This is a genomic window from Corynebacterium sp. LaCa_205 (assembly GCF_057458085.1).
In genome coordinates this window covers 1,544,218-1,563,887 of the sequence record NZ_CP190931.1, presented here as the reverse complement: position 1 = coordinate 1,563,887, position 19,670 = coordinate 1,544,218, and the positions used below count along the sequence as shown (strand labels likewise).

Below are 19,670 nucleotides of genomic sequence, written 5' to 3'. Positions count from 1 at the left end.
TGTGCGGAAGTTCGCGGCCGGTGATTACTTGGATGGTGGCAGTGAGGTCGGGCGGGAATGGTACGGCGGCGTGAATGGTTTCGCCGCCAACGACGAGTTGAAAGCTGCGGTATTTCTTGAGTGTTCTCACGAGGCGTTTGATGAAGTGACCACTGCGGGTCTCCATCAGGTGGGTCACGGCTAGTGCTGCCATCACAATATTGAGATGTGCTGTGATCGAGTTTTGTTTCCTCGCATAGATTGGGCGTGCTTTCAGGTCTGATTTCGACATCCGATACGACATTTTCAATGTGGAATAGCCTGCGGTAATGCCCGATAACCTCCTGGGCGGGAAGAGCGGTCAGGTCGGTTTCATAGCCTTTAATTCCGGCTAGGGCTCGGTGTTTGGCAGCAAGAGCGTAGTTGACCTTCTTGTTCGGGGTGGAAAGATCGAAATAGCGGTTGCGCTTAATGGCGATTTCGCCGTCAACAGCGCGTTTGGCTTTTGCGACTTGCTCTTTGATTCCGCGCAGGCCGCGTCTGGCCCGATCATAGGAGTACTGGAAGTGGGTCACCGTATTCGGGGTTGTGTGTTTGCGCGCATCGCTTGCCGAGGCTTGTGTCCAGATCTGGCCGTGGGCGTAGGCTTCACCAGGGATTTCCCGCCGCCAGGTTTCAATCACCTCAGGCACGGTGGGGTTTCACCGACAAAATGTAGTGCAGACCTGCATCTATCAATGCTTGCTTGTTCGGAGGGTGTCAAGTTGTTTGTGTGTGGGGCTAGGTTTATAGGTATTTGTCGAAGCTGTCGGGGTAGGCCACGGCCATTTGGTTAATGGCTTGTTTCCAGCCGGAAACTCGGGTCCCTTCCATGAGTCTGCCGGTTGTCGCTGAGACTCGTTTGCCCTGCTTCGCTCTCTTGGCAGCTCGTCTGTCTTCGATATTGCAGATCATCAACCATAGCGTCTTGAGCGCTGATTCATTGTTAGTGAACTGCACCCTGTTGCGGGTAGCTTTCCGCAGTTCATTGTTGAATGATTCAATCGAATTCTTCGTGTAAATGACCTTGCTGGCTGCTGGTGGGAACTGGAGAAACGGTACGAAACGCGCCCATGCATCTCGCCAGACTTTGACTGAGCGTGGATACTTTTCTGCCAATTCAGAGGCTTCAAATTCGTCTAAGGCAGCCTGAGCTGTGGACTCGTCCGTGGCGGTGTAAATCTTTTTCAACGCGGCCGATACGCCCCGGCGATCCCTGTAGGCTACCCATCGGTTAGCGGCACGAATCAGGTGCACGATACAGGTTTGCACCATAGAGTTCGGCCAGGTTGCCTTTACTTCTTCCGGCAAGCCTTTGAACCCGTTACAGCAAACGATAAAGACGTCTTTAACCCCACGGTTAGAAAGATTGGCGCATACTTGCGCCCAGGATGAAGCGCTTTCTTCTTTGGCAATCCACGATTCCAAAAAGTGCTTGATACCGTCGAGAGCCACGCCGATTGCCATGTACGCGGACTTATTGACCACTAGGCCGCCATCGCGGATTTTAATGCGCAGCGCGTCCAGGAAAATGACCGGGTAGAACTCGTCTAGCTGGCGGTTTTGCCAGACCATGACCTCATCGAGGACGGCATCGGTGACTGCGGAAATCGTCTCATGAGAAATATCAACACGCATCGCCGTTGCCATATGATGCTGGATATCCCTAATTGTCATCCCACCGGCGTACAAGCTGACAATCATGTCATCGACATCAGTCAAGCGCCTAGAACCTTTAGGGACCATAGTTGGCAAGAATGTTCCAGCCCGATCTCTCGGGACATCAACGGCAACTGGCCCGTAGTTAGAATCCACAGTCTTTGGATACGACCCGTTGCGGTGATTGTCTGTCCCAGCAGCAGCTTTAGCGCTCCTGTCGCCAGACTCGTAGCCCAGGTGGGCATCCATTTCAGCGTTGAGGCCTCTGGTAATCGAGGCCTGTAACATGCCGCGAACCAGGTCATTGGCATCCGTCGTGGACGTGCCTAGGTCATCAATCAGTTTCGCGATTTCTGGGTTAGCAAGCAACTTCTTTTCAATCGCATCAATCTTGGCCTTATCAGCCGGATCTCGTCTTGTCACAGTAGTCATTCTGGCTTATCTCCTTATGCAGGTTGGGAACCCACACACAAACCATCAGACACTCTCTATTCCGAAGCCACTCCGGCGGCGTGGGCCGCGCACAACATGGACCGCAATAAGTTGCCGGACATCAGCCGCGAGATGCTTGGCAGCGACCTCGACGTGGTCATGGCAGCTGGTCACCCGTTCTACGACAATGACCACCAAAAGGTCGATACTCCGGATTACAGCTTCATGTATGAGGAGGACTACGCCAAGCTTTCCGCTGGCGAGACCGACTGGAACTACTTTGAGTCCAACGATGACTTCAAGAAGATGGCGGAAGGCGACGTCAAGCCGGATCAGAAGTACTGGGGTATCGCACAGGTAGGATCCACCTTGCAGAACTCCCGCTCTGGCGAGGCGAAGGAGCCGTACTCTGATCCGCTTAACGACGTCGTGGATCTCCCCACCATGACCACCGGCGCACTCAACGCACTGGGACAGGATGAAGATGGATTCTCCGTCATGATCGAGGGTGGTGCCATCGACTGGGCCGGACACGGCAATAACCCGGTGCGCGATATCGAAGAAACCCAGGACTTCAACAAATCGGTCGATGCCGCCATCAAATGGGTCGAGGAGAATTCTTCCTGGGAGGAGACCCTGCTGGTTGTTACCGCAGACCACGAAACCGGCTATCTCTCCGGTGCGAACGAGGCTTCGACTGAGGATAACCCTGAGGCGGATAACCGCTTCAACGCTATGGAAGGTGAGAAGGGCAAGGTTGCTCGCCACGGTTGGTACTCCGGTCAGCACACCAACCAGTTGGTGCCGTTCTTCTTCAAGGGCGCCGGCTCCGGGGACATCATGGCCCGTATCTTTGGGACCGATTCGGTCCGCGGTGACTACATCGACAACACCCTGGTAGCCAACTTGACCTTTGATGAGTGGTGGAACGATGGCACCGGCCAAGCAGACGACCCAGAGCAGCCAGAAGACGCTGCCAACCCGTCCGATGACGCCGGCAAGGAAGGCAGCAGCAAGGAATTTGCCGCAGGCCTAGCTACAGGCCTAGGAATCTTGGGCGCTGTCGTTGGTGGACTCGGTTTCCTAGCTACGCAGATGGGCGTGCTTAACATTGACTTGAAGCCCATTTATGAGCAGCTCAAGCGCGTGGACCTGCGCTAAACAGAATCAGGCACACCGCCTTACCTAAAGGTCCTGCCCTTCGCCGTGGAAGCGAAGGGCAGGACCTTTTCTTAGCGCTGGGAAATCGGGGTCGGCTGGATCTTCCACACCTCGTTCGCGTAGTCCGCGATGGTTCGGTCCGAGGAGAAACGACCGGAATAACAGATATTTAGCCACGCCTTCTTTGCCCACGCAAGCTCGTCCTCTTTATACTCTGCGGCCATGCGGTCGCGGGTCTCGCGGTAGTCGGCGAAGTCACCTAGGACGTAGTACTGGTCTTGGGCGTGCTCCCCGAAGCCGTCGAGAAGCGAGGCGCGCAGATCGCCGAAGATACCGGCATTGTTTGCGCCCAGGGTGCTGTCGACAAGCGCATCCAGTACGCGGGCCAAGCCTGGCACGCTCTGGTAAAGCTCGCCCGGGTTGTACTCGGCGCGCAGCTGCGGCAACTCCTCATTGCGGGCGCCGAAGATATAAGCGTTGTCCTCGCCAACCGCCTCGACGATTTCTACGTTTGCTCCATCCATGGTGCCCAAGGTCAGTGCACCATTCATCATGAACTTCATATTGGACGTGCCGGAGGCTTCCTTGCCAGCCACAGAAATCTGCTCGGAGATATCAGCGGCTGGGATGATGTGCTCTGCGGGGGAGACGTTGTAATTCTCTACGAAGACGACGCGGATGATGTCCTTGGTGTCCGGGTCGTTATTAATCAGGTCTGCGATGGTGTTGATGAGCTTAATAATCGCCTTGGCGCGGTCGTAGCCCGGCGCGGCCTTGGCACCAAAGATGAAAGTACGCTTCGGCACGGTTTCGCCCTCGTCCTTGATGCGGAAGTAGAGGTCAAGGACGTAGAGGGCGTTCATCAGCTGGCGCTTGTACTCGTGCAAGCGCTTAATCTGCACGTCAAAGATGGAATCAGGGTCGATTTCAGCGTCTTGGTGGTCGTTTACCCACTGCGCAAAGTCGCGCTTATTGGCCTGCTTGATGGCGATCAGTTCTCGTAGTAGGTCAGCATCGTCGGCCTTATCGGCGAGTCTGGCCAGCTGGGTGAGGTCAGTAACCCACGCATCGGAACCAGCCTGCTGGGTGAGCAGTTCTGCCAGGCGGGGGTTGCACATCTTCAGCCAGCGGCGCGGGGTGACGCCATTGGTCTTATTGTTGAATTTTTCTGGCCAGAGCTCATGCCATTCGGACAGCGTATCGGCCTTGATGATTTCGGTATGCAGGGCGGCGACACCGTTAATGGAGTAAGCGGCGTAGCAGGCGATCCAGGCCATGTGAACCTGTCCGTTGGACACCGGCGCCATGTAGTCAATGCGACCCTGATCCAGGCCGCGATGGGCCATATCTTCGCGGAAGCGGCGATCGATTTCTTCCACCAACTGCCAGATGCGCCAGAACAGCTTTTGGAAGATGGACACTTCCCAGCTCTCCAGTGCCTCTGCGAGCACGGTGTGGTTGGTGTAGGCGAAGGTCTCGGTGACGATTTTCCACGCCGCATCCCAGCTCAGACCATGGTCATCGAGCAATATGCGCAAGAGCTCTGGGATGGCGAGCACTGGGTGAGTGTCATTGAGCTGGATGGAGTTGTACTGCGCAAAACCGGTGAGGTCCTCGCCGTGCTGGGCAATGTAGTTATCCACCATGGTTTGCAGGGATGCGGAGACAAAGAAGTACTGCTGGCGCACGCGCAATACCTTGCCCTCGTACGTGGTGTCATTGGGGTAGAGCACGCGGCAGATGTCCATAACACGCTCGCGCTCGACGATGGCCTCGGTAAAGCGCTGGGAGTTAAAGGCATCGTAATCGAAGTCATCGATGGGCTCGGACTTCCATAGGCGCAGGGTGCCTACGTTATCGGTCCCGTAGCCGGTGATAGGCATGTCATAGGGAATTGCGCGCACGTCCATGTCATCGAAGTGGACGCGGCGCTGTTCAGAGGCACGGCGGATGACAAAGTCATAGCCGTTTTCCATCCACGCATCTGGCTGTTCTTTCTGGAAGCCATTCTCAAAGGACTGTCGGAAAAGGCCGTAGCGGTAGAGAAGGCCATAGCCGGCTACGGGGTAGTCCTGAGTGACAGCGGAATCGAGGAAGCAGGCGGCAAGGCGTCCGAGGCCGCCGTTGCCGAGCGCGGCATCATGCTCGGCTTCGAGGACATCGCTCAGCTCGTGATCGGTTGCCTTGGCCGCGGTCTTGGCATCGTCAACAAGACCCAAGTTGGTGAGGTTATTGAGCAGCGCGCGTCCCTGCAGGAATTCCGCAGAGAAGTAGTGCTGTTGGCGCGTTTCCGCGTAGGCAGTACGGGTGCGCTCCCAATTATCGGCAATCTGCTCCATGACGGCACCGGAGAGGCCCGACCAGAACTTACGGTTGGAAGCGCTGTGCGGGCTCACGCCAGAGGCCGCGCGGACATGGGAGGGAACAGTGGATTCGAAAGCAGAATGCCGTGGCTGGCTCATTTTCAACCTTAAGTTTGTGGGGAGTCACGAAACGCCTGCCAGCTTAATAGCATTGGCCCTGCGCCGCAGGCGGGGGAATGAGAATACGCGTCTCGGGCACCTAGGGCGTGGCCAAGTAGGTCATTGCCGCACCATATGCCGCCCGGGTGGAGGCATAAACGGTGGGGGCATAGTCAGGCAGGAAGGTTGCTTGGTGGTTGACCGGAGGATCCTGCAACTCATCTTCCGGGGTGCAGCCGATGTGCCAAAAGACATAAGGTACCCCCCACGCCTGCGGCAGGTAGCAAAAGTCCTCGGAGGCGGTGGAGGGGGCCGCGATGACTGAGTCGGAGCCAAAAGCGGCGTCGAAAACCTCGCCTACTGGGGCATGGGCAGCGGCGTCATTATCGGTGACCTCGCCGTGGGCGTAGTACTCAAAAATAGGGTCCTGCTCGCTTCCGGAGGCGACACACTCGGCCTTAACCATGCGTTCGAGGGAGTGGTAGACCTTTTCTGCCAACGCGGGATCATAGTAGCGAGTATTGAGTACCAGCTCGGCGGAGTCGGGGATGATGTTGTTTTTATCGCCGGAGTGAAGCTCGCCTACGGAGATGACAAAGAACTCGTGCGGGGCGACCTCGCGGCCCACAATGGCTTGGAGGCGGGTGACGATCATAGCCGCGATGTAGGTCGGGTCGATGGAGTTATGGGGCATGGAGGCGTGGGCGGATTTGCCAAAGACGCGGATACGCAGGGAGTCGCATCCGGCCATGATCGGGCCGGCGGTGTGGCGAACCGTGCCGGCGCGGCCGGGCATGATGTGCTGGCCAAGGCAAATATCGGGGCGCGGGACGCGTTCAATGAGGTTATCGGCCAGCATGAATTTAGCCCCCATGGAGGATTCTTCGGCCGGTTGGAAAAGGGCGAGGAAGGTGCCGGACCAGGAACTACGGGAGGCGTCGAGAAGCGCGCAGGCACCTAGCAGCGCGGTGGTGTGCATGTCGTGTCCGCAGGCGTGCATATTTCCATTGGCAGCGGAATAGGAAACACCGGTGGCCTCCTCTACCGGCAGACCATCGAAATCCGCGCGCAGCAAAGCGGTGGGTCCATCGCCATTGCGGAAGATGGCGACCATCCCATAACCCCCGATGTTCTCTACTACCTCGCAGTCAAAATCGGCGAGCTTGGCGCGGATGCGACCGGCGGTTCGCTCTTCCTCGTGGGAAAGCTCGGGGTGGCGGTGCAGGTCCTCATAAAAGTCCTGCTGCCACTCCAGATCGGCCTGCTGGGAAGTGACGAGCTGGGCGATGCGGGCAGAATCAGACATGGTTTCACACCTTAGGAATTGGGTAGGGTTAGCGCTATGCCGGTTATTCAATTTGATGTTTTGGTTCCCAACGCACAAGCAGAGCGCGTCGCGGATATCTTTACCACTGCCACCGACAAGTTGGTAGAAAGCGGTTCATTAGCCTCCGCTGAGGTTACTCGCCCCGATGCGCCGCAGTTTCCAGAGGGGTTGGAAGAACAGCTGCGGCAAAATTATCGCGATGAGCATGAGGACCGCGACCTTGAGGACGCGAGCGTGTACCGCTACGACATTGCGGTAACAGGGGTGAGCGGCTCGGTTAACCAACTAGGCATGGTGCTCTCGCGCCTTCTTACCCCGCATGCAGTGCTGCCGAAAGACCACGTCTTGCTGGAAGATGAGCTGGCGCATGAGCAGCCAGCTATCTTCCCGTGGTCGCTGTCTATCCGGCCTTAGAGCTGCTTGACGATGTCCCTGGCGGCCGCCGCCAGCTGTTGCGCCAGGGGGCCTTCTTGGCTAAGCGATGCGCAGTAGGCGTCCATGTCATGCTCGAAGGAACCGGCGATAATGCCCATAGGCGTGCCTGCGTCCTGGGCGAGACCCGCAATGGTTCCGACGGCCTTTCCGGTCAAAGATTGCTCGTCAAACCGGCCCTCGCCGGTAATGACGAGATCGGCGGAGGATATTTTTTCTGGCAGCCCGAGTGCAGTGGCGACATGTGCGCCGCCGGATAAGACGCGAATATGCTCATCTGAGCCCCAGAGCGTGCGAGAAAGCCAGTGCAGGCCGATGGGAAGGCCACCCGCGGCACCGAAATATTCGGAGTCCGCATCGGCGCCGGTGACTTCGCATGTTTGCAACATGGCACCGGCCAGCAGGGCTACCTGCTCGCCTTGCGCTCCTTTTTGGGGGCCGTACATGGTTGCCGCCTGTACTGGAGTAGCGCGGGTATCTGCCAGCAATGTGAAATCAAGCATGCCCGCCTTGATATTGAGCTGCGCGGTGTCAATGTGATCGAGCTGAACTAGGGGAGCGCCGCCCTTGGGCAGGGCGTAGCCGCGGGCGTCGTGCGCGGCAGCGCCGAGCGCGGTAAGGATGCCCATACCGGCGTCGATGCTGGCAGTTCCTCCCAATCCGAGCACAATCGAGGTGGCGCCGCGTGTTTCTGCATCCGCAATCAGCACGCCGGTGCCATAAGAATCGGCGTGCAGCGGATCAAGGCTGTCCTGCACTGCGGGCAGGCCGGTGGCAGAGGCGACGTCGATAAACGCAGTGGTTCCGGCCAGAGCATAGCTTGCCTGAGTCAAGCGGCCGATGGCGTCGGTGGTAGGCAGGGTGATGTTTTCGACGGATTGTCCGCCGGCTGCGGCCGCTTGTGCGAGGACGGCGGCGGTTCCCTCGCCACCATCGGCCATGGGCAGGGTGGTAACCGTGGCCTCGGGAAGAACCTGGCGCACCCCCATAGCAATGGCTGCTGCGGCCTCGGGCGCGGAGGCGGTGCCTTTAAACGAGTCTGGCGCGACGACAATATGCATGCCCGTGATTATAAAGCCCGCCTGGGAAAGGAGTCTGTGCGGCTGAAGATCCGAACGTTCTACAGAAAATATTTTACTTTATTGTCGCTGGTAAAGACGGTTCGGATCTATGCAAGGTCTAGAAACTGCTTGCTTTATCGGTAGTTTGATAGGAAACTGGTATCTGTTCTTATACGTCCACAGAATGGAATGCACGCCATGTCAGTAGATAGCCAAATTTCTGAGTACTACGACAAATTGCTCAAGCGCAATGCGGGAGAACCAGAATTCCACCAAGCGGTTTCTGAGGTTCTGGACTCGCTGAAGATTGTCCTAGAAAAAGACCCGCAGTACGCGGACTACGGCTTGGTGGAGCGTCTCTGTGAACCTGAGCGCCAGCTCATCTTCCGCGTGCCGTGGATCGATGACAATGGTGATATCCAAGTCAATCGCGGTTTTCGCGTCCAGTTCAATTCTGCGCTCGGCCCCTACAAGGGCGGACTGCGTTTCCATCCTTCGGTCAACCTGGGCATCATTAAGTTCCTCGGTTTTGAGCAGATCTTCAAAAATTCCCTGACCGGCCTGCCCATTGGCGGTGGCAAGGGCGGTTCTGACTTTGATCCCAAGGGCAGGTCCGAGGTGGAAATCATGCGCTTCTGCCAGTCTTTTATGACGGAGTTGCACCGCCACATCGGAGAATACCGCGATGTTCCAGCTGGTGATATTGGCGTCGGCGGCCGCGAGATCGGCTTCCTCTTTGGTCAGTACCGCCGCCTGACTACCCAGCATGAATCCGGTGTCCTTACTGGCAAAGGCCTGACCTGGGGCGGTTCCCTGGTTCGTACCGAGGCCACAGGCTTTGGCACGGTCTATTTCACCAATGAAATGATGAAGACCCATGGCGAGTCCTTTGATGGTGCCAAGGTCATTGTCTCTGGCTCGGGCAATGTTGCCATCTACGCCGCAGCGAAGGCCCAAGAACTGGGCGCCACCGTGGTGGCCATGTCCGATTCTTCCGGCTATATCACCACCCCACAAGGCGTGGACATCGAGCTTCTCAAGAACGTCAAAGAAACTCGTCGTGAGCGTATTTCCACTTATGCACAAGAGGCTGGCAGCGGCGTGGAATTCCATGAGGGCGGAAATATCTGGGAAGTAAGGGCGGACGTGGCACTGCCGTGTGCTACCCAAAATGAGCTGGACGGCGACTCGGCCAAAAAGCTTGTGGAAGGCGGCGTGCGCTACGTGGCCGAAGGTGCCAATATGCCGTCCACCCCGGAGGCCGTCCACATATTCCAAGAATCCAAGATCAACTTCGCGCCGGGCAAGGCCGCTAATGCTGGTGGTGTTGCTACCTCCGCGCTGGAAATGCAGCAAAATGCGTCCCGTGATTCTTGGTCCTTTGACTACACCGATGACCGCCTCCACGCGATCATGTCTAATATCTTTAAAAACATCGACAACACGGCGAAGGAATACGACCGCGAAGGCGATTACGTAGCCGGCGCAAATATCGCCGGCTTCAAGAAGGTAGCGGATGCCATGCTGGCACAGGGCGTCATCTAAAAATCGGCCTTTATTCAAGCTCCCCTTTTGCGCCACAGAGCGTGGCGGTAAAAGGGGCGCTTGTTTTTGTATATGCGTGCCATAAATTCTGTATGTGTGGGCGCGGACTGGCAAGACCGGTTGTGGAAGTAAAATCTGCAGTACACACTCGGTGCGTGGCCTCCACGCATGGCGGGTGAGGGTATGTAAAATTCGCGGTATGTACCGTGTCTTTGAGTCTCTAGATGAATTAGTTCAGCACTTGGAGGGGGCCCATGGCTTCCCCATGACCTCTAATTGCGTAGTTCCGCGCCATGAAATGCTCGCGCTTCTCGACGACCTCCGTAACGCGCTGCCCGTTGAGATTGATGACGCGCAGGATGTGTTGGATAAGCAGGATGAAATCCTGCACGGCGCTGAGGAGCGCGCGGACCAAACCATCAATGATGCTAATGCTCAAGCAGATGACATTGTGGGCCACGCACGCGAAGAGGCGGATGCCACGGTGTCCCATGCAGAGCAGCATGCCGCCAAGCTGGTGGCTGATGCTGAAGCTCGCGCTCAGTCCATGGTGGAGCAGGCCCGCGCGGAAGCAGACCGTACTATCGCTCAGGCGAATGATGAATATGAGCGTTCCGTCGCTGAAGGCCGCGCAGAGCAAGAGCGTCTGGTTTCGGAATCAGAAGTTGTTCGCCGCGCCGATGAAGAAGCACATCGCATTGTGGAATCCGCCCACACCGAATCTAACCGTCTGCGCAGTGAATGCGATGAATTTGTGGATGGCAAGCTAAGCGAATTTGAAACCACCCTTAATGGTCTGCTGCGTACAGTAAACTCCGACCGCTCTGCCCTGCGCGGCGGCGCCGGAGTGCGCTCCCGTGGCGGCGACTATTCGGCTCCGGGACGCGCCGGCGGCGCCGCAAGCAACACACGTTACGCGGAAGGCGAGACCTATGAGCGCCGCTATAACGAGCGCTAAAACTTTAGTTTCTTTATCGGCCTTAAGCTCTATGGTTCGGTGCACACCGGGCCGTAGAGTAAGGGGCTAGGAAAGACCTATACACTAGGCACGGCCAAAGGCCCTATTTGGTGAGCAGGCGGTTCGTCGTACACCGTCTACTCACCAAATAGGGCCTTTATTCATCGCCGCTGGTCTGAGTAAATTAGGTGGTGGCACGAGTGCGAGGTTGCTTAGCGGCAATGGCCTTTCCTTTTTCATGGGGAGTAGGCGTTATGTGGGTGTGTAGGGGAACGGAGATGTCTTCCTGCTGCGGGAGAAGGTGTGCAGGCGCGGCGGATTGGACGGCCATGCATGCTGCGATAATCGCGGTTACCAAGCCTGGAAAAAGGAACGCAACGAGTGCAGTGAAGAAATAGGAAGACAATGATGTCAAGGGATTATCACTGAAATTTTGTGGAAAGCACACGGCACACACGCTAAGGAGCGCACCGGTAGCTAGCACCATCGTGCCCACAGAAATGAGCGCGGTAGGAATGGTCGCGCGGGAGAACCAAGTAATAGCACCTGCGCTTAGGGAAAAGATGAGCGCGCCGGTAAGGACCGAAAGGTCCATGCCGGTGGGCAATACTAAAATGGCGCCGGCTACCAAACCGGCAACGACGCTACAGATGAGTGCGGTAAAGAGGCGAATGCCACGCGCGCCGTACATGCCTGAACGGTCCGGGCGTGGAGTGGCGTGAACGAGCATACCGGCAGTAGCTAATACCGCAGCGGGAAGACAGCTAAACACGGTGAAACCGAGCGCTATGCTGCGTAGATCCGTGGAGGCTAGTGCCAAGTGGTAGGTCATGCTTCCAGACTAAGGACGGCTTTCGCTCGGGAAAAGGCTAATCCGCAAAGGCATATGTCCTTTTACATTAAACGCCAGATTCTTGACAGAAACTTTCCTCGCGCGGGCCGCTAGGCGGAGTTTGCGGGGCAAGGTAGACTACCTAGTGTTATGACATCACCATTGAAGTTCGATGTGGGCGAATTGTTGAACGCCCAAGGCGCTGACGCACTGCCGGAACAACGCACCCAAACCGGCCCCTCACCTGAGAGGATCGGCGTGGAGATGATCGCCATCCCGCAGGGCGAAGAGCTCACCGTAGACGCTACCTTGACCCCTCTTGGTGCAGGTGTCTTAGTGGATGCCAACGTATCCGGACAGCTGACCGGGGAATGCGCTCGCTGCTTGAAGGAATTGCACCCACAGTTGGACTTGCACGTCACACAGGTCTTTGCAGCCGACGAATCCTTTGTCTCGGGAGATACCCCTTCAGACGGTGACGAAGGATCCGGAGATGAGATTCCAGAGATTGAAGATGATGAGCTGGATCTTTTGCAGGCCGTGATCGATGAGGCAGGCCTTAATCTTCCCTTTGCCCCGGTATGCGAAGATGGCTGCGAGATTGACACGCCTGAGGGCGTGACCACGGGTATCTCTGGCGAAGAGGACGAAGAAAAGGTCGATCCCCGTTGGGCTGGTTTGGAGAAGTTCCTATGAGCCGCAAGAAGAAGCTAACTGGGGAAGAGGCACTGGCTGCCGAGTTCGCTGCAGTAGACCATTCCCCGTTGTTGGAATCGCTCGGTGTGGAATTGCAACCAGAGCACCTGTGCCTAGCATTGACCCACCGTTCATTTGCTAATGAAAATGGGCACTTGCCAAACAACGAGCGCTTGGAGTTCTTGGGCGATGCGGTGCTGGGCCTTTCGGTAGCCTCTCAGCTCTACATCACCTACCCGTCCCGTCCGGAATCGGATATTTCCAAGATGCGCGCATCGATTGTCTCGCGCTACGGCCTGTCTGATATCGCCCGGGAAATAAACCTAGGACCGCACATTTTGTTGGGTAAGGGCGAGCAGTCCACCGGTGGCCGCGATAAAGATTCCATTCTTGCGGATACCACTGAGGCAATCTTTGGTGCCATTTACCGCGAGCATGGTTTTGAAACGGCGCGTGACGTCATCTTGCGCTTATTTGCGGAAAAGATCGAAAATGCGACTGTGAGCGGGCGCCACTTGGATTGGAAGACCACTTTGCAGGAGCTGTGCGCGGAGCTAAAGGCGCCGATGCCGGTTTATTCGGCTACTTCCACCGGACCAGAGCATGACCAGACCTTTAATGCAGTAGCTACTGTGGCTGGTCTGACCGTAGGAAATGGTGTGGGCCACAATAAAAAGTTGGCCGAGCAGCAGGCAGCTCAGGAGGCCTGCCAGACCCTGCGCGAAACTCCGCTTTTGGTGCAAGGCACTGCACATAAAGAGGGCTGAGCATGCCGGAATTGCCGGAAGTCGAGTCCGTCCGCCGTGGCCTTGCACCACACGTGGTGGGACGGACTTTTGAGTCTGTAGAGGTGTTACACCCGCGTTCCAATCGTGGCCAAGATGAGCCGCTTTCCGGTCTCCTTGAGGGCAAAGAGATCTCTGCGGTGGCCAGGCGCGGGAAGTTTATGTGGCTGGAATTTGTGGGCGAAGATGCCATGGACCCCCACCGTGACGTCCTCTTTATCCACCTAGGTATGTCGGGTCAGATCCGAATAGGTGCCACCGAATCTTCGCACCTTCGCATTACCGCCCAGCTGAGCGGTGGGGTAGAGGTGTGCTTTGTTGACCAGCGCACCTTTGGGTATTGGTTGTATGCGCCGTGGGACAAGATTGCGCACATTGGCATTGACCCGCTGGAACCGGATTTCGATAGTGCGGCTACAGCACGGCGCCTGCGTGCGAAGAGGACCGCAGTGAAGACCGCGCTTTTGGATCAAACGCTGACCTCTGGAATCGGCAATATTTACGCTGATGAATCCCTGTGGGCCGCGCAAATCTCACCCCGCAAGAAAGCCTCGACCTTGCGGCAAAAAGATGCTGTTGCTCTGCTTTCGGCAGCTCAGGAGGTCATGACAGCGGCCCTAAAAGTGGGTGGCACGAGTTTTGATTCCCTGTACGTAAATGTGAACGGCGAATCGGGGTATTTTTCGCGTTCTTTGGCCGCGTATGGGCGTGCTGGCCAGCCCTGTCTGCGGTGTGGAACGCCCTTGGAGCGCTGCATAATTTCAGGGCGGTCCACCCATTTTTGCCCCCATTGTCAATAATTTATGGCGCATGGGGTTCACGTTGTGAACCTTAAGGCAGTAAATTATTCTGCATGGATTTTCTTGAAAATGTCGTAACGACATTTAATGACGGCGTGTGGTCGTGGATTTTGCCGTGGCTGCTGATTGCTGCGGGCCTATTCTTCGGCATCCGTACTGCTTTGGTGCAAGTGCGCATGGTGCCGGATATGTTCCGCGCCGTCGTCGAGCGCCCCAAGGGGGAGGGCCGCGATGAGGACGAAGACTATGGCGGAATCTCCGCGTTTAAGGCCTTCACCATTTCAGCTGCTTCCCGCGTTGGCACCGGTAACGTTGCCGGCGTGGCAGTGGCCATTTCCGTTGGCGGCCCAGGTGCCGTCTTCTGGATGTGGCTGATTGCCATCCTGGGTGGCGCTACTGCGTTCATCGAGTCAACCTTGGCCCAGCTGTGGAAGGTCCGCGATGGCAATGGGTACCGCGGTGGTCCGGCGTATTATATGAAGCGCGGTTTGGGGTGGGGACCGCTCGGCGTGCTTTTCTCCATCGCCATCGCCTTTACCTTTGGCTTGGTATATAACGCCTTCCAGACCAACGCCATTGCGGATGCGGTGTCCTTTTCCTTTGACCGCGATGACACGATGTTCCGCTCCATTATCGGCATTGTTATCGCCGTGGTTGCGGGTCTTATCATCTTTGGCGGTGTGAACCGCATTGCCAATATCACCCAGGTCATCGTGCCATTTATGGCGGTGGCTTACCTGCTCATCGGTGGTTTTGTCGTCATTACCAATTTTGACAAGGTACCGGGAATGATTGGCGATATCGTCGGTCACGCCCTAGGAATCAAGGAAATTGCGGGAGCCGGTCTTGGCGCGGCCATGATGAAGGGTATTCAGCGCGGTCTGTTTTCAAATGAGGCCGGCGAAGGCTCTGCCCCTAACGCGGCGGCAACTGCGGCCGTATCTCACCCAGTCAAGCAAGGCTTGGTGCAGACCCTCGGCGTGTACTTTGACACCTTGGTGGTATGTACCATCACCGCTTTCATTATCTTGCTGGGACCAGAGATTGCCTATGGTGCAGAAGCAGAAGGCGTGTCCTTGACCCAGGCAGCCCTATCTTCTGAGGTGGGCGAGTGGGGAATCCACTTCGTCAGCTTTATCCTCTTCTTCCTGGCCTTCTCTTCCATCCTGGGCAATTACTACTTGGCGGAGTCTAACCTGGAGTACCTCACCCAGAGCAAGCCTGCGCTGGTGATTTTCCGCCTCGTCGTACTTTTCTTTGTCTGGTTCGGTGCGGTGGGCTCCTTGCCGCTGGTCTTTGCCTTGGCCGATACCGGCGCGGCAACCATGGTTATCCTCAATATCCTCGCCATCGTGCCGCTATCCGGGGTGGCCATCAAACTGCTCAAGAACTACAACGAGCAGCGCAGCCATGGCATAGACCCGGTATTCCACCGCGATATGCTGCCGGAGCTTAAAGGCGTGGAGTGCTGGGACGGCTCCGACCCCGTCACTCGTCGCAGCGAAGAGGACCGCCGCATCCTGCGCGATAAGGGTCAACAAGATCACTACTAGGAGCTAGGGAGGCCGCTTGACCATGGAAAGAATGACCGCTTTTGTCCACGGGCACGTCCAAGGCGTGGGCTTTCGATGGTGGACGCGCTCCCGTGCCCTCGAGCTAGGCTTGAAGGGGCATGCTACTAATTTGGCCGACGGTCGGGTTCAGGTTGTAGCCGAGGGACCGCGGGAGAAATGTGAAGAATTGCTAGGACTCCTCAAAGAACAGCCCAGTATGACTCGCCGGCCAGGAACGGTGGACCTAGTAGTCGAGCAGTGGGCTGCCCCCAAGGGAGAGTCTGGCTTCATTGAACGCTAATGCATAGCACACGCCCGCAGTTTCGAGCCTTGAGGCTCGGCTGGGCAGGCGTGCTCTAAGCTTGCTAAACTAACCCAAATGCACCTGAAATCGCTGACGCTCAAAGGCTTTAAATCATTTGCGTCGGCGACGTCTCTGAAATTTGAGCCGGGCATTTGCGCTGTTGTCGGACCGAATGGTTCCGGCAAGTCCAATGTGGTCGATGCGCTAGCTTGGGTCATGGGCGAGGGAAGCGCCAAGACGCTGCGTGGCGGAAAGATGCAAGACGTCATTTTCGCCGGCGCCGGCGATCGCAAAGCCTTGGGCCGCGCCGAGGTAACTCTCACCATCGATAATGCGGACGGCGCGCTGCCGATCGAGTATTCGGAAGTTTCGGTCACCCGCCGAATGTTCCGTGACGGTGCCAGCGAATACGAAATCAATGGTGCCAAAGCGCGCCTCATGGATATCCAGGAGCTGCTCTCTGATTCGGGCATTGGCCGCGAGATGCATATTATCGTCGGCCAAGGCAAGCTTTCTGAAATCCTCGAATCGCGGCCCGAAGATCGGCGCTCTTATATCGAAGAGGCAGCGGGTGTGCTCAAACACCGCCGCCGCAAGGAAAAGGCGCAGCGAAAGCTCACTGGCATGCAGGCCAATTTGGATCGCCTGCAGGACCTTACGGATGAGCTAGGAAAGCAGCTTAAGCCTTTGGCCCGCCAGGCCGAGGCCGCGCAGCGTGCGGCCACGGTGCAAGCTGATCTGCGCGATGCCCGCCTGCGCTTAGCCGGCGATAGGGTAGTGCGGCTGCGCAGCAAGTTTCAGGAGGCCGAGCGCACAGCCGAAGTTCTCGCCGAGCAGGTTGAAGAAGTTACGGCGCAGCTGGAAGAAGCGACAGGCTCCCAGCTAGAGGTAGAAGCCCAACTAGAAGAAATAAGCCCCAAGGCAGATGCCGCCCAAAAACTATGGTTCGATCTGTCTACGCTTTCTGAGCGCATTTCCGCCACGCAGCGCATCGCGGAAGAGCGAGCGGCCAATGCTGGTGCGCAGGTGGCTTATTCTGGCCAAGATCCGGAGGACCTAGAGGCACGGGCCACCCGTGCAGATGAGGAGCATGCGGAGCTTCTCGCCGCGGCGGAAGAAGCTGCAGAACGCCTGGAAGCGATCCGCGAAGAGGTAGCAGAGCGCCGCGAAGCCTTCGAGGCGGCCGAGCGCGAACACATGGCCCAGCTGCGCGCCATTGCTGATAGGCGCGAGGGCGTAGTCCGCCTTATCGCGGCGGAGGAAAAGGCGGCAGGCCAGGTTACTTCGGCGGAAGAGGAGCTAGCGCGGCAAGAAGAAACCCTTGCTTCTACCAGTCAGCGCACTCAATCTGCCCAGGCAGAGGCGGATGAGGTGGCGGATAAACTGCAATCTTTGGCTGGCGAGCGCGAGCCGCTCGAGGAGGCACATGTGCGCGCGGCCAGTGAATCGGGTGCGGCTGATAAGCGCTTGGAACAGCTGCGCGATGAGCAGCGCGAACGCGAGCGCGCCGTGTACACGTTGCGCTCCCGCATCGATACCTTGGCCCAGACCGCACCAGAAAAAATCGATGTAGGTGAGCAGTTCCAGCCGCTGGCCACATTCATCAGCACCTCATATGAGACAGCGGTTGCTGCCGCATTGGGCGCCTTCGCTGAGGCTCAGGCCGGCGAGATTTCCGGTCAGCTCATTGCGGACCTGGAAAAAGGTACGCGTTCCGCGCTTATCGATGTCTCCGTGGCCGCCCCCGCCACTTCCTGGCGCGTGGATGCAACTTTGCCCACCGGAACCTCGTGGTTGCTCGACCACATTGCTGTGGTTCCGGAGGTATCCGCCGCGTTGCACCGCCTCCTTGCGGATGTCGTGCTCGTTCCCGATTTCGCGGCGGCGAAAAAATTGGTGGCAGAGGATCCTCGCCTGCGCGCCGTTACCGAATCGGGCGTGGTGCTGGGCGAAGGTTGGGTAGAAGTAGGCACCGGTGCCTCGTCTACCGTAGAGGTCACCGCTCGCATCGCAGAGGCAGAGGAACAGCTGGAATCTGCGACGCAGGAGCTAGAAGAGCTATCCGGCACGCTTGAAGGTGCAAAGATTGCAGCAGAAGATGCCCGCGTGACCGCCGCTTCGGCGAAGGCTGCTTTGCGCGAACACGATACCGAGGTTGACGCGTGGAAGCGTGATCATCAGCGCCTGCTTAAGCAATACGAGGCCAATAAATCGGAACACGAAAAGGCCGCTGCGCGGGCGACCGAGATTGAGGTAAAGATCGCAGAAGCCCGCAAGCAGCTTGCCGACGCCCGCGATAGGCTCGCCCGCGTCGATGCGGACGAGCAGCCAGATGAGCCTTCTTCGGCGGAACGTGATGAGGCTTCGGCCGCATTAGAACAGGTTAAGTCGATGGAGATGGAGGCGCAGGTTGCAGCCCGCTCTGCTCAAGACCAGGTGGGTCAGGTAGCGGGGAAGGGCGAGGCATTGCGTCGCCAAGCGCAGCATGAGCGCCAAGCCAAGGCTCGCCATGAGCAGGCCATGGCCCGGCGCAAAGCGCAAGGGGAATTGGCCGGTGCAGTGGCAAGGCATTCGCGTGATTTGGCCGCGCGCGCCACGCAATTGCTAGAGCGCGCCACCGCTGAGCGCGATGACTACTTTGCGCAGCGCACCTCCTTGAACGCGCAGCTGCAGCAAGTAAAACAACAGGTCTCGGCCGCGCGACAGCAGCTGGACCGGCTAACCAACCGCGCTCATGACTCAGAAATTGCTCGCTCACAAGCACAGGTGCGCGTCGATGAAGCAGAATCCAAGATCGTAGAGCAACTCGGCATTGCGATTTCGGACCTTTTGCAGGACTACACCCCGGGCGAGGATTTCGATCGCGGGGCGGAAAATGCGCGCCTGAAGCAAGCAGAAAAGGACTTGAATTCTTTGGGCAAGGTTAATCCGCTTGCGTTGGAAGAATATAAGGCTTTGGAGGAACGTTATTCCTTCCTGTCCACCCAGTTGGAAGATGTCATCCAAGCCCGCAAGGATCTTGCCGGGGTGATCGAGGACGTGGATGCGCAGATTTTACAGCTTTTCACCGATGCCTGGCATGACGTGGAAGCGGAATTCCCCAAGGTCTTCCAGACCCTTTTCCCTGGTGGCGAGGGCCGCCTCATCCTCACGGAGCCGGAGGACATGCTTACCACCGGTATCGAGGTGGAAGCGCGCCCACCGGGCAAGAAGGTCAAGCGCCTGTCCTTGCTTTCTGGTGGTGAGAAGTCGCTCACCGCGCTGGCAATGCTGGTAGCAATCTTCCGCGCCCGCCCCAGCCCGTTCTACGTCATGGATGAGGTTGAGGCAGCGCTTGATGATGTCAACCTGCGCCGCCTCATCGCCCTTTTTGAAGAGTTGCGCAAGGATTCGCAGCTTATCGTCATTACGCACCAAAAGCCGACGATGGATGTAGCTAACGTGCTGTATGGCGTGACCATGCGCGGCGACGGTATCACCCGTGTTATTTCGCAGCGCATGAATCCCGCAGGTAGTGCCCCTGGAACAGAGCAAGCCAGCGAGGACGCTACCCGCCTGGGCGTTGATGCTCCACGGGGCGACTAGCCAGGGTGGTAGCCGCGGGCGTCGCCTGCCGGTAGGCCCCTCTATCCGGGATAGGAGGGG

At 57.6% G+C, this 19,670-nt stretch carries 15 protein-coding genes and 1 pseudogene; 10 read left to right on the top strand and 6 right to left on the bottom strand.

Annotated features, from left to right (window positions below):
• Window position 1: 1 nt before the first annotated feature.
• Window positions 2-729 (bottom strand): annotated as a pseudogene (locus ACP8J1_RS07555) (IS1634 family transposase); the annotation flags it as partial.
• Between the two features lie 36 nt (window positions 730-765).
• The gene (locus tag ACP8J1_RS07550) at window positions 766-2,109 is read right to left on the bottom strand and encodes an IS256 family transposase (protein ID WP_023021258.1); all 1,344 of its coding nucleotides are present in this window, start codon (window positions 2,107-2,109) and stop codon (window positions 766-768) included.
• Here ACP8J1_RS07550 and ACP8J1_RS07545 point away from each other — a divergent pair.
• Entirely contained in the window at window positions 2,011-3,270 is a 1,260-nt protein-coding gene (locus ACP8J1_RS07545; protein ID WP_486697366.1) for an alkaline phosphatase, read from the top strand. The genes ACP8J1_RS07550 and ACP8J1_RS07545 overlap by 99 nt on opposite strands.
• A 71-nt stretch (window positions 3,271-3,341) precedes the next feature.
• On the opposite strand, the gene ACP8J1_RS07540 is transcribed toward ACP8J1_RS07545, so the two are convergent.
• Window positions 3,342-5,732 (bottom strand): glycogen/starch/alpha-glucan phosphorylase, encoded by a 2,391-nt coding sequence (locus ACP8J1_RS07540; protein ID WP_023021260.1) that lies wholly within the window; start codon window positions 5,730-5,732, stop codon window positions 3,342-3,344.
• A gap of 100 nt (window positions 5,733-5,832) precedes the next feature.
• Window positions 5,833-7,038, bottom strand: a complete 1,206-nt coding sequence (locus ACP8J1_RS07535) for an amidohydrolase (protein ID WP_023021261.1) — start codon at window positions 7,036-7,038, stop codon at window positions 5,833-5,835.
• Window positions 7,039-7,074: 36 nt separating this feature from the next.
• On the opposite strand from ACP8J1_RS07535, the gene ACP8J1_RS07530 reads away from it, so the two are divergent.
• On the top strand, window positions 7,075-7,473 hold the full coding sequence (locus tag ACP8J1_RS07530) for a hypothetical protein (protein WP_023021262.1): 399 nt from the start codon (window positions 7,075-7,077) through the stop codon (window positions 7,471-7,473).
• On the opposite strand, the gene ACP8J1_RS07525 is transcribed toward ACP8J1_RS07530, so the two are convergent.
• Window positions 7,470-8,552, bottom strand: a complete 1,083-nt coding sequence (locus ACP8J1_RS07525) for a glycerate kinase family protein (protein WP_023021263.1) — start codon at window positions 8,550-8,552, stop codon at window positions 7,470-7,472. The two genes, ACP8J1_RS07530 and ACP8J1_RS07525, sit on opposite strands and share 4 nt — an antisense overlap.
• A 198-nt stretch (window positions 8,553-8,750) precedes the next feature.
• Here ACP8J1_RS07525 and gdhA point away from each other — a divergent pair, with 198 nt between their 5' ends.
• The gene (gene gdhA, locus ACP8J1_RS07520) at window positions 8,751-10,097 is read left to right on the top strand and encodes an NADP-specific glutamate dehydrogenase (protein ID WP_023021264.1); all 1,347 of its coding nucleotides are present in this window, start codon (window positions 8,751-8,753) and stop codon (window positions 10,095-10,097) included.
• A 199-nt stretch (window positions 10,098-10,296) separates the two neighbouring features.
• A complete protein-coding gene (locus ACP8J1_RS07515) occupies window positions 10,297-11,055 on the top strand; it encodes a DivIVA domain-containing protein (protein ID WP_023021265.1) in 759 nt (252 codons plus the stop codon).
• A gap of 184 nt (window positions 11,056-11,239) precedes the next feature.
• On the opposite strand, the gene ACP8J1_RS07510 is transcribed toward ACP8J1_RS07515, so the two are convergent.
• Complete coding sequence (locus ACP8J1_RS07510; RefSeq protein WP_023021266.1) at window positions 11,240-11,887, bottom strand: hypothetical protein; 648 nt, start codon at window positions 11,885-11,887, stop codon at window positions 11,240-11,242.
• Window positions 11,888-12,037: 150 nt separating this feature from the next.
• Between ACP8J1_RS07510 and ACP8J1_RS07505 the strand changes: the two genes are divergently transcribed.
• The 6 genes from ACP8J1_RS07505 to smc all read left to right on the top strand — a co-directional run bounded on the left by ACP8J1_RS07505 (window position 12,038) and on the right by smc (window position 19,610).
• Window positions 12,038-12,583, top strand: a complete 546-nt coding sequence (locus ACP8J1_RS07505; RefSeq protein ID WP_023021267.1) for a YceD family protein — start codon at window positions 12,038-12,040, stop codon at window positions 12,581-12,583.
• Window positions 12,580-13,350 carry a ribonuclease III gene (gene rnc, locus ACP8J1_RS07500; RefSeq protein WP_023021268.1) on the top strand — a complete coding sequence of 257 codons (771 nt, stop codon included), beginning with the start codon at window positions 12,580-12,582 and terminating at the stop codon, window positions 13,348-13,350. The genes ACP8J1_RS07505 and rnc overlap by 4 nt, the downstream gene beginning before the upstream one ends.
• 2 nt (window positions 13,351-13,352) lie before the next feature.
• Entirely contained in the window at window positions 13,353-14,168 is an 816-nt protein-coding gene (gene mutM, locus ACP8J1_RS07495; protein ID WP_023021269.1) for a bifunctional DNA-formamidopyrimidine glycosylase/DNA-(apurinic or apyrimidinic site) lyase, read from the top strand.
• Window positions 14,169-14,221: 53 nt separating this feature from the next.
• Entirely contained in the window at window positions 14,222-15,721 is a 1,500-nt protein-coding gene (locus ACP8J1_RS07490) for an alanine/glycine:cation symporter family protein (RefSeq protein ID WP_023021270.1), read from the top strand.
• Window positions 15,722-15,743: 22 nt separating this feature from the next.
• Window positions 15,744-16,022, top strand: a complete 279-nt coding sequence (locus ACP8J1_RS07485) for an acylphosphatase (RefSeq protein WP_023021271.1) — start codon at window positions 15,744-15,746, stop codon at window positions 16,020-16,022.
• Window positions 16,023-16,100: 78 nt separating this feature from the next.
• The gene (gene smc, locus ACP8J1_RS07480) at window positions 16,101-19,610 is read left to right on the top strand and encodes a chromosome segregation protein SMC (protein WP_023021272.1); all 3,510 of its coding nucleotides are present in this window, start codon (window positions 16,101-16,103) and stop codon (window positions 19,608-19,610) included.
• The last annotated feature ends 60 nt before the right edge of the window (window positions 19,611-19,670 follow it).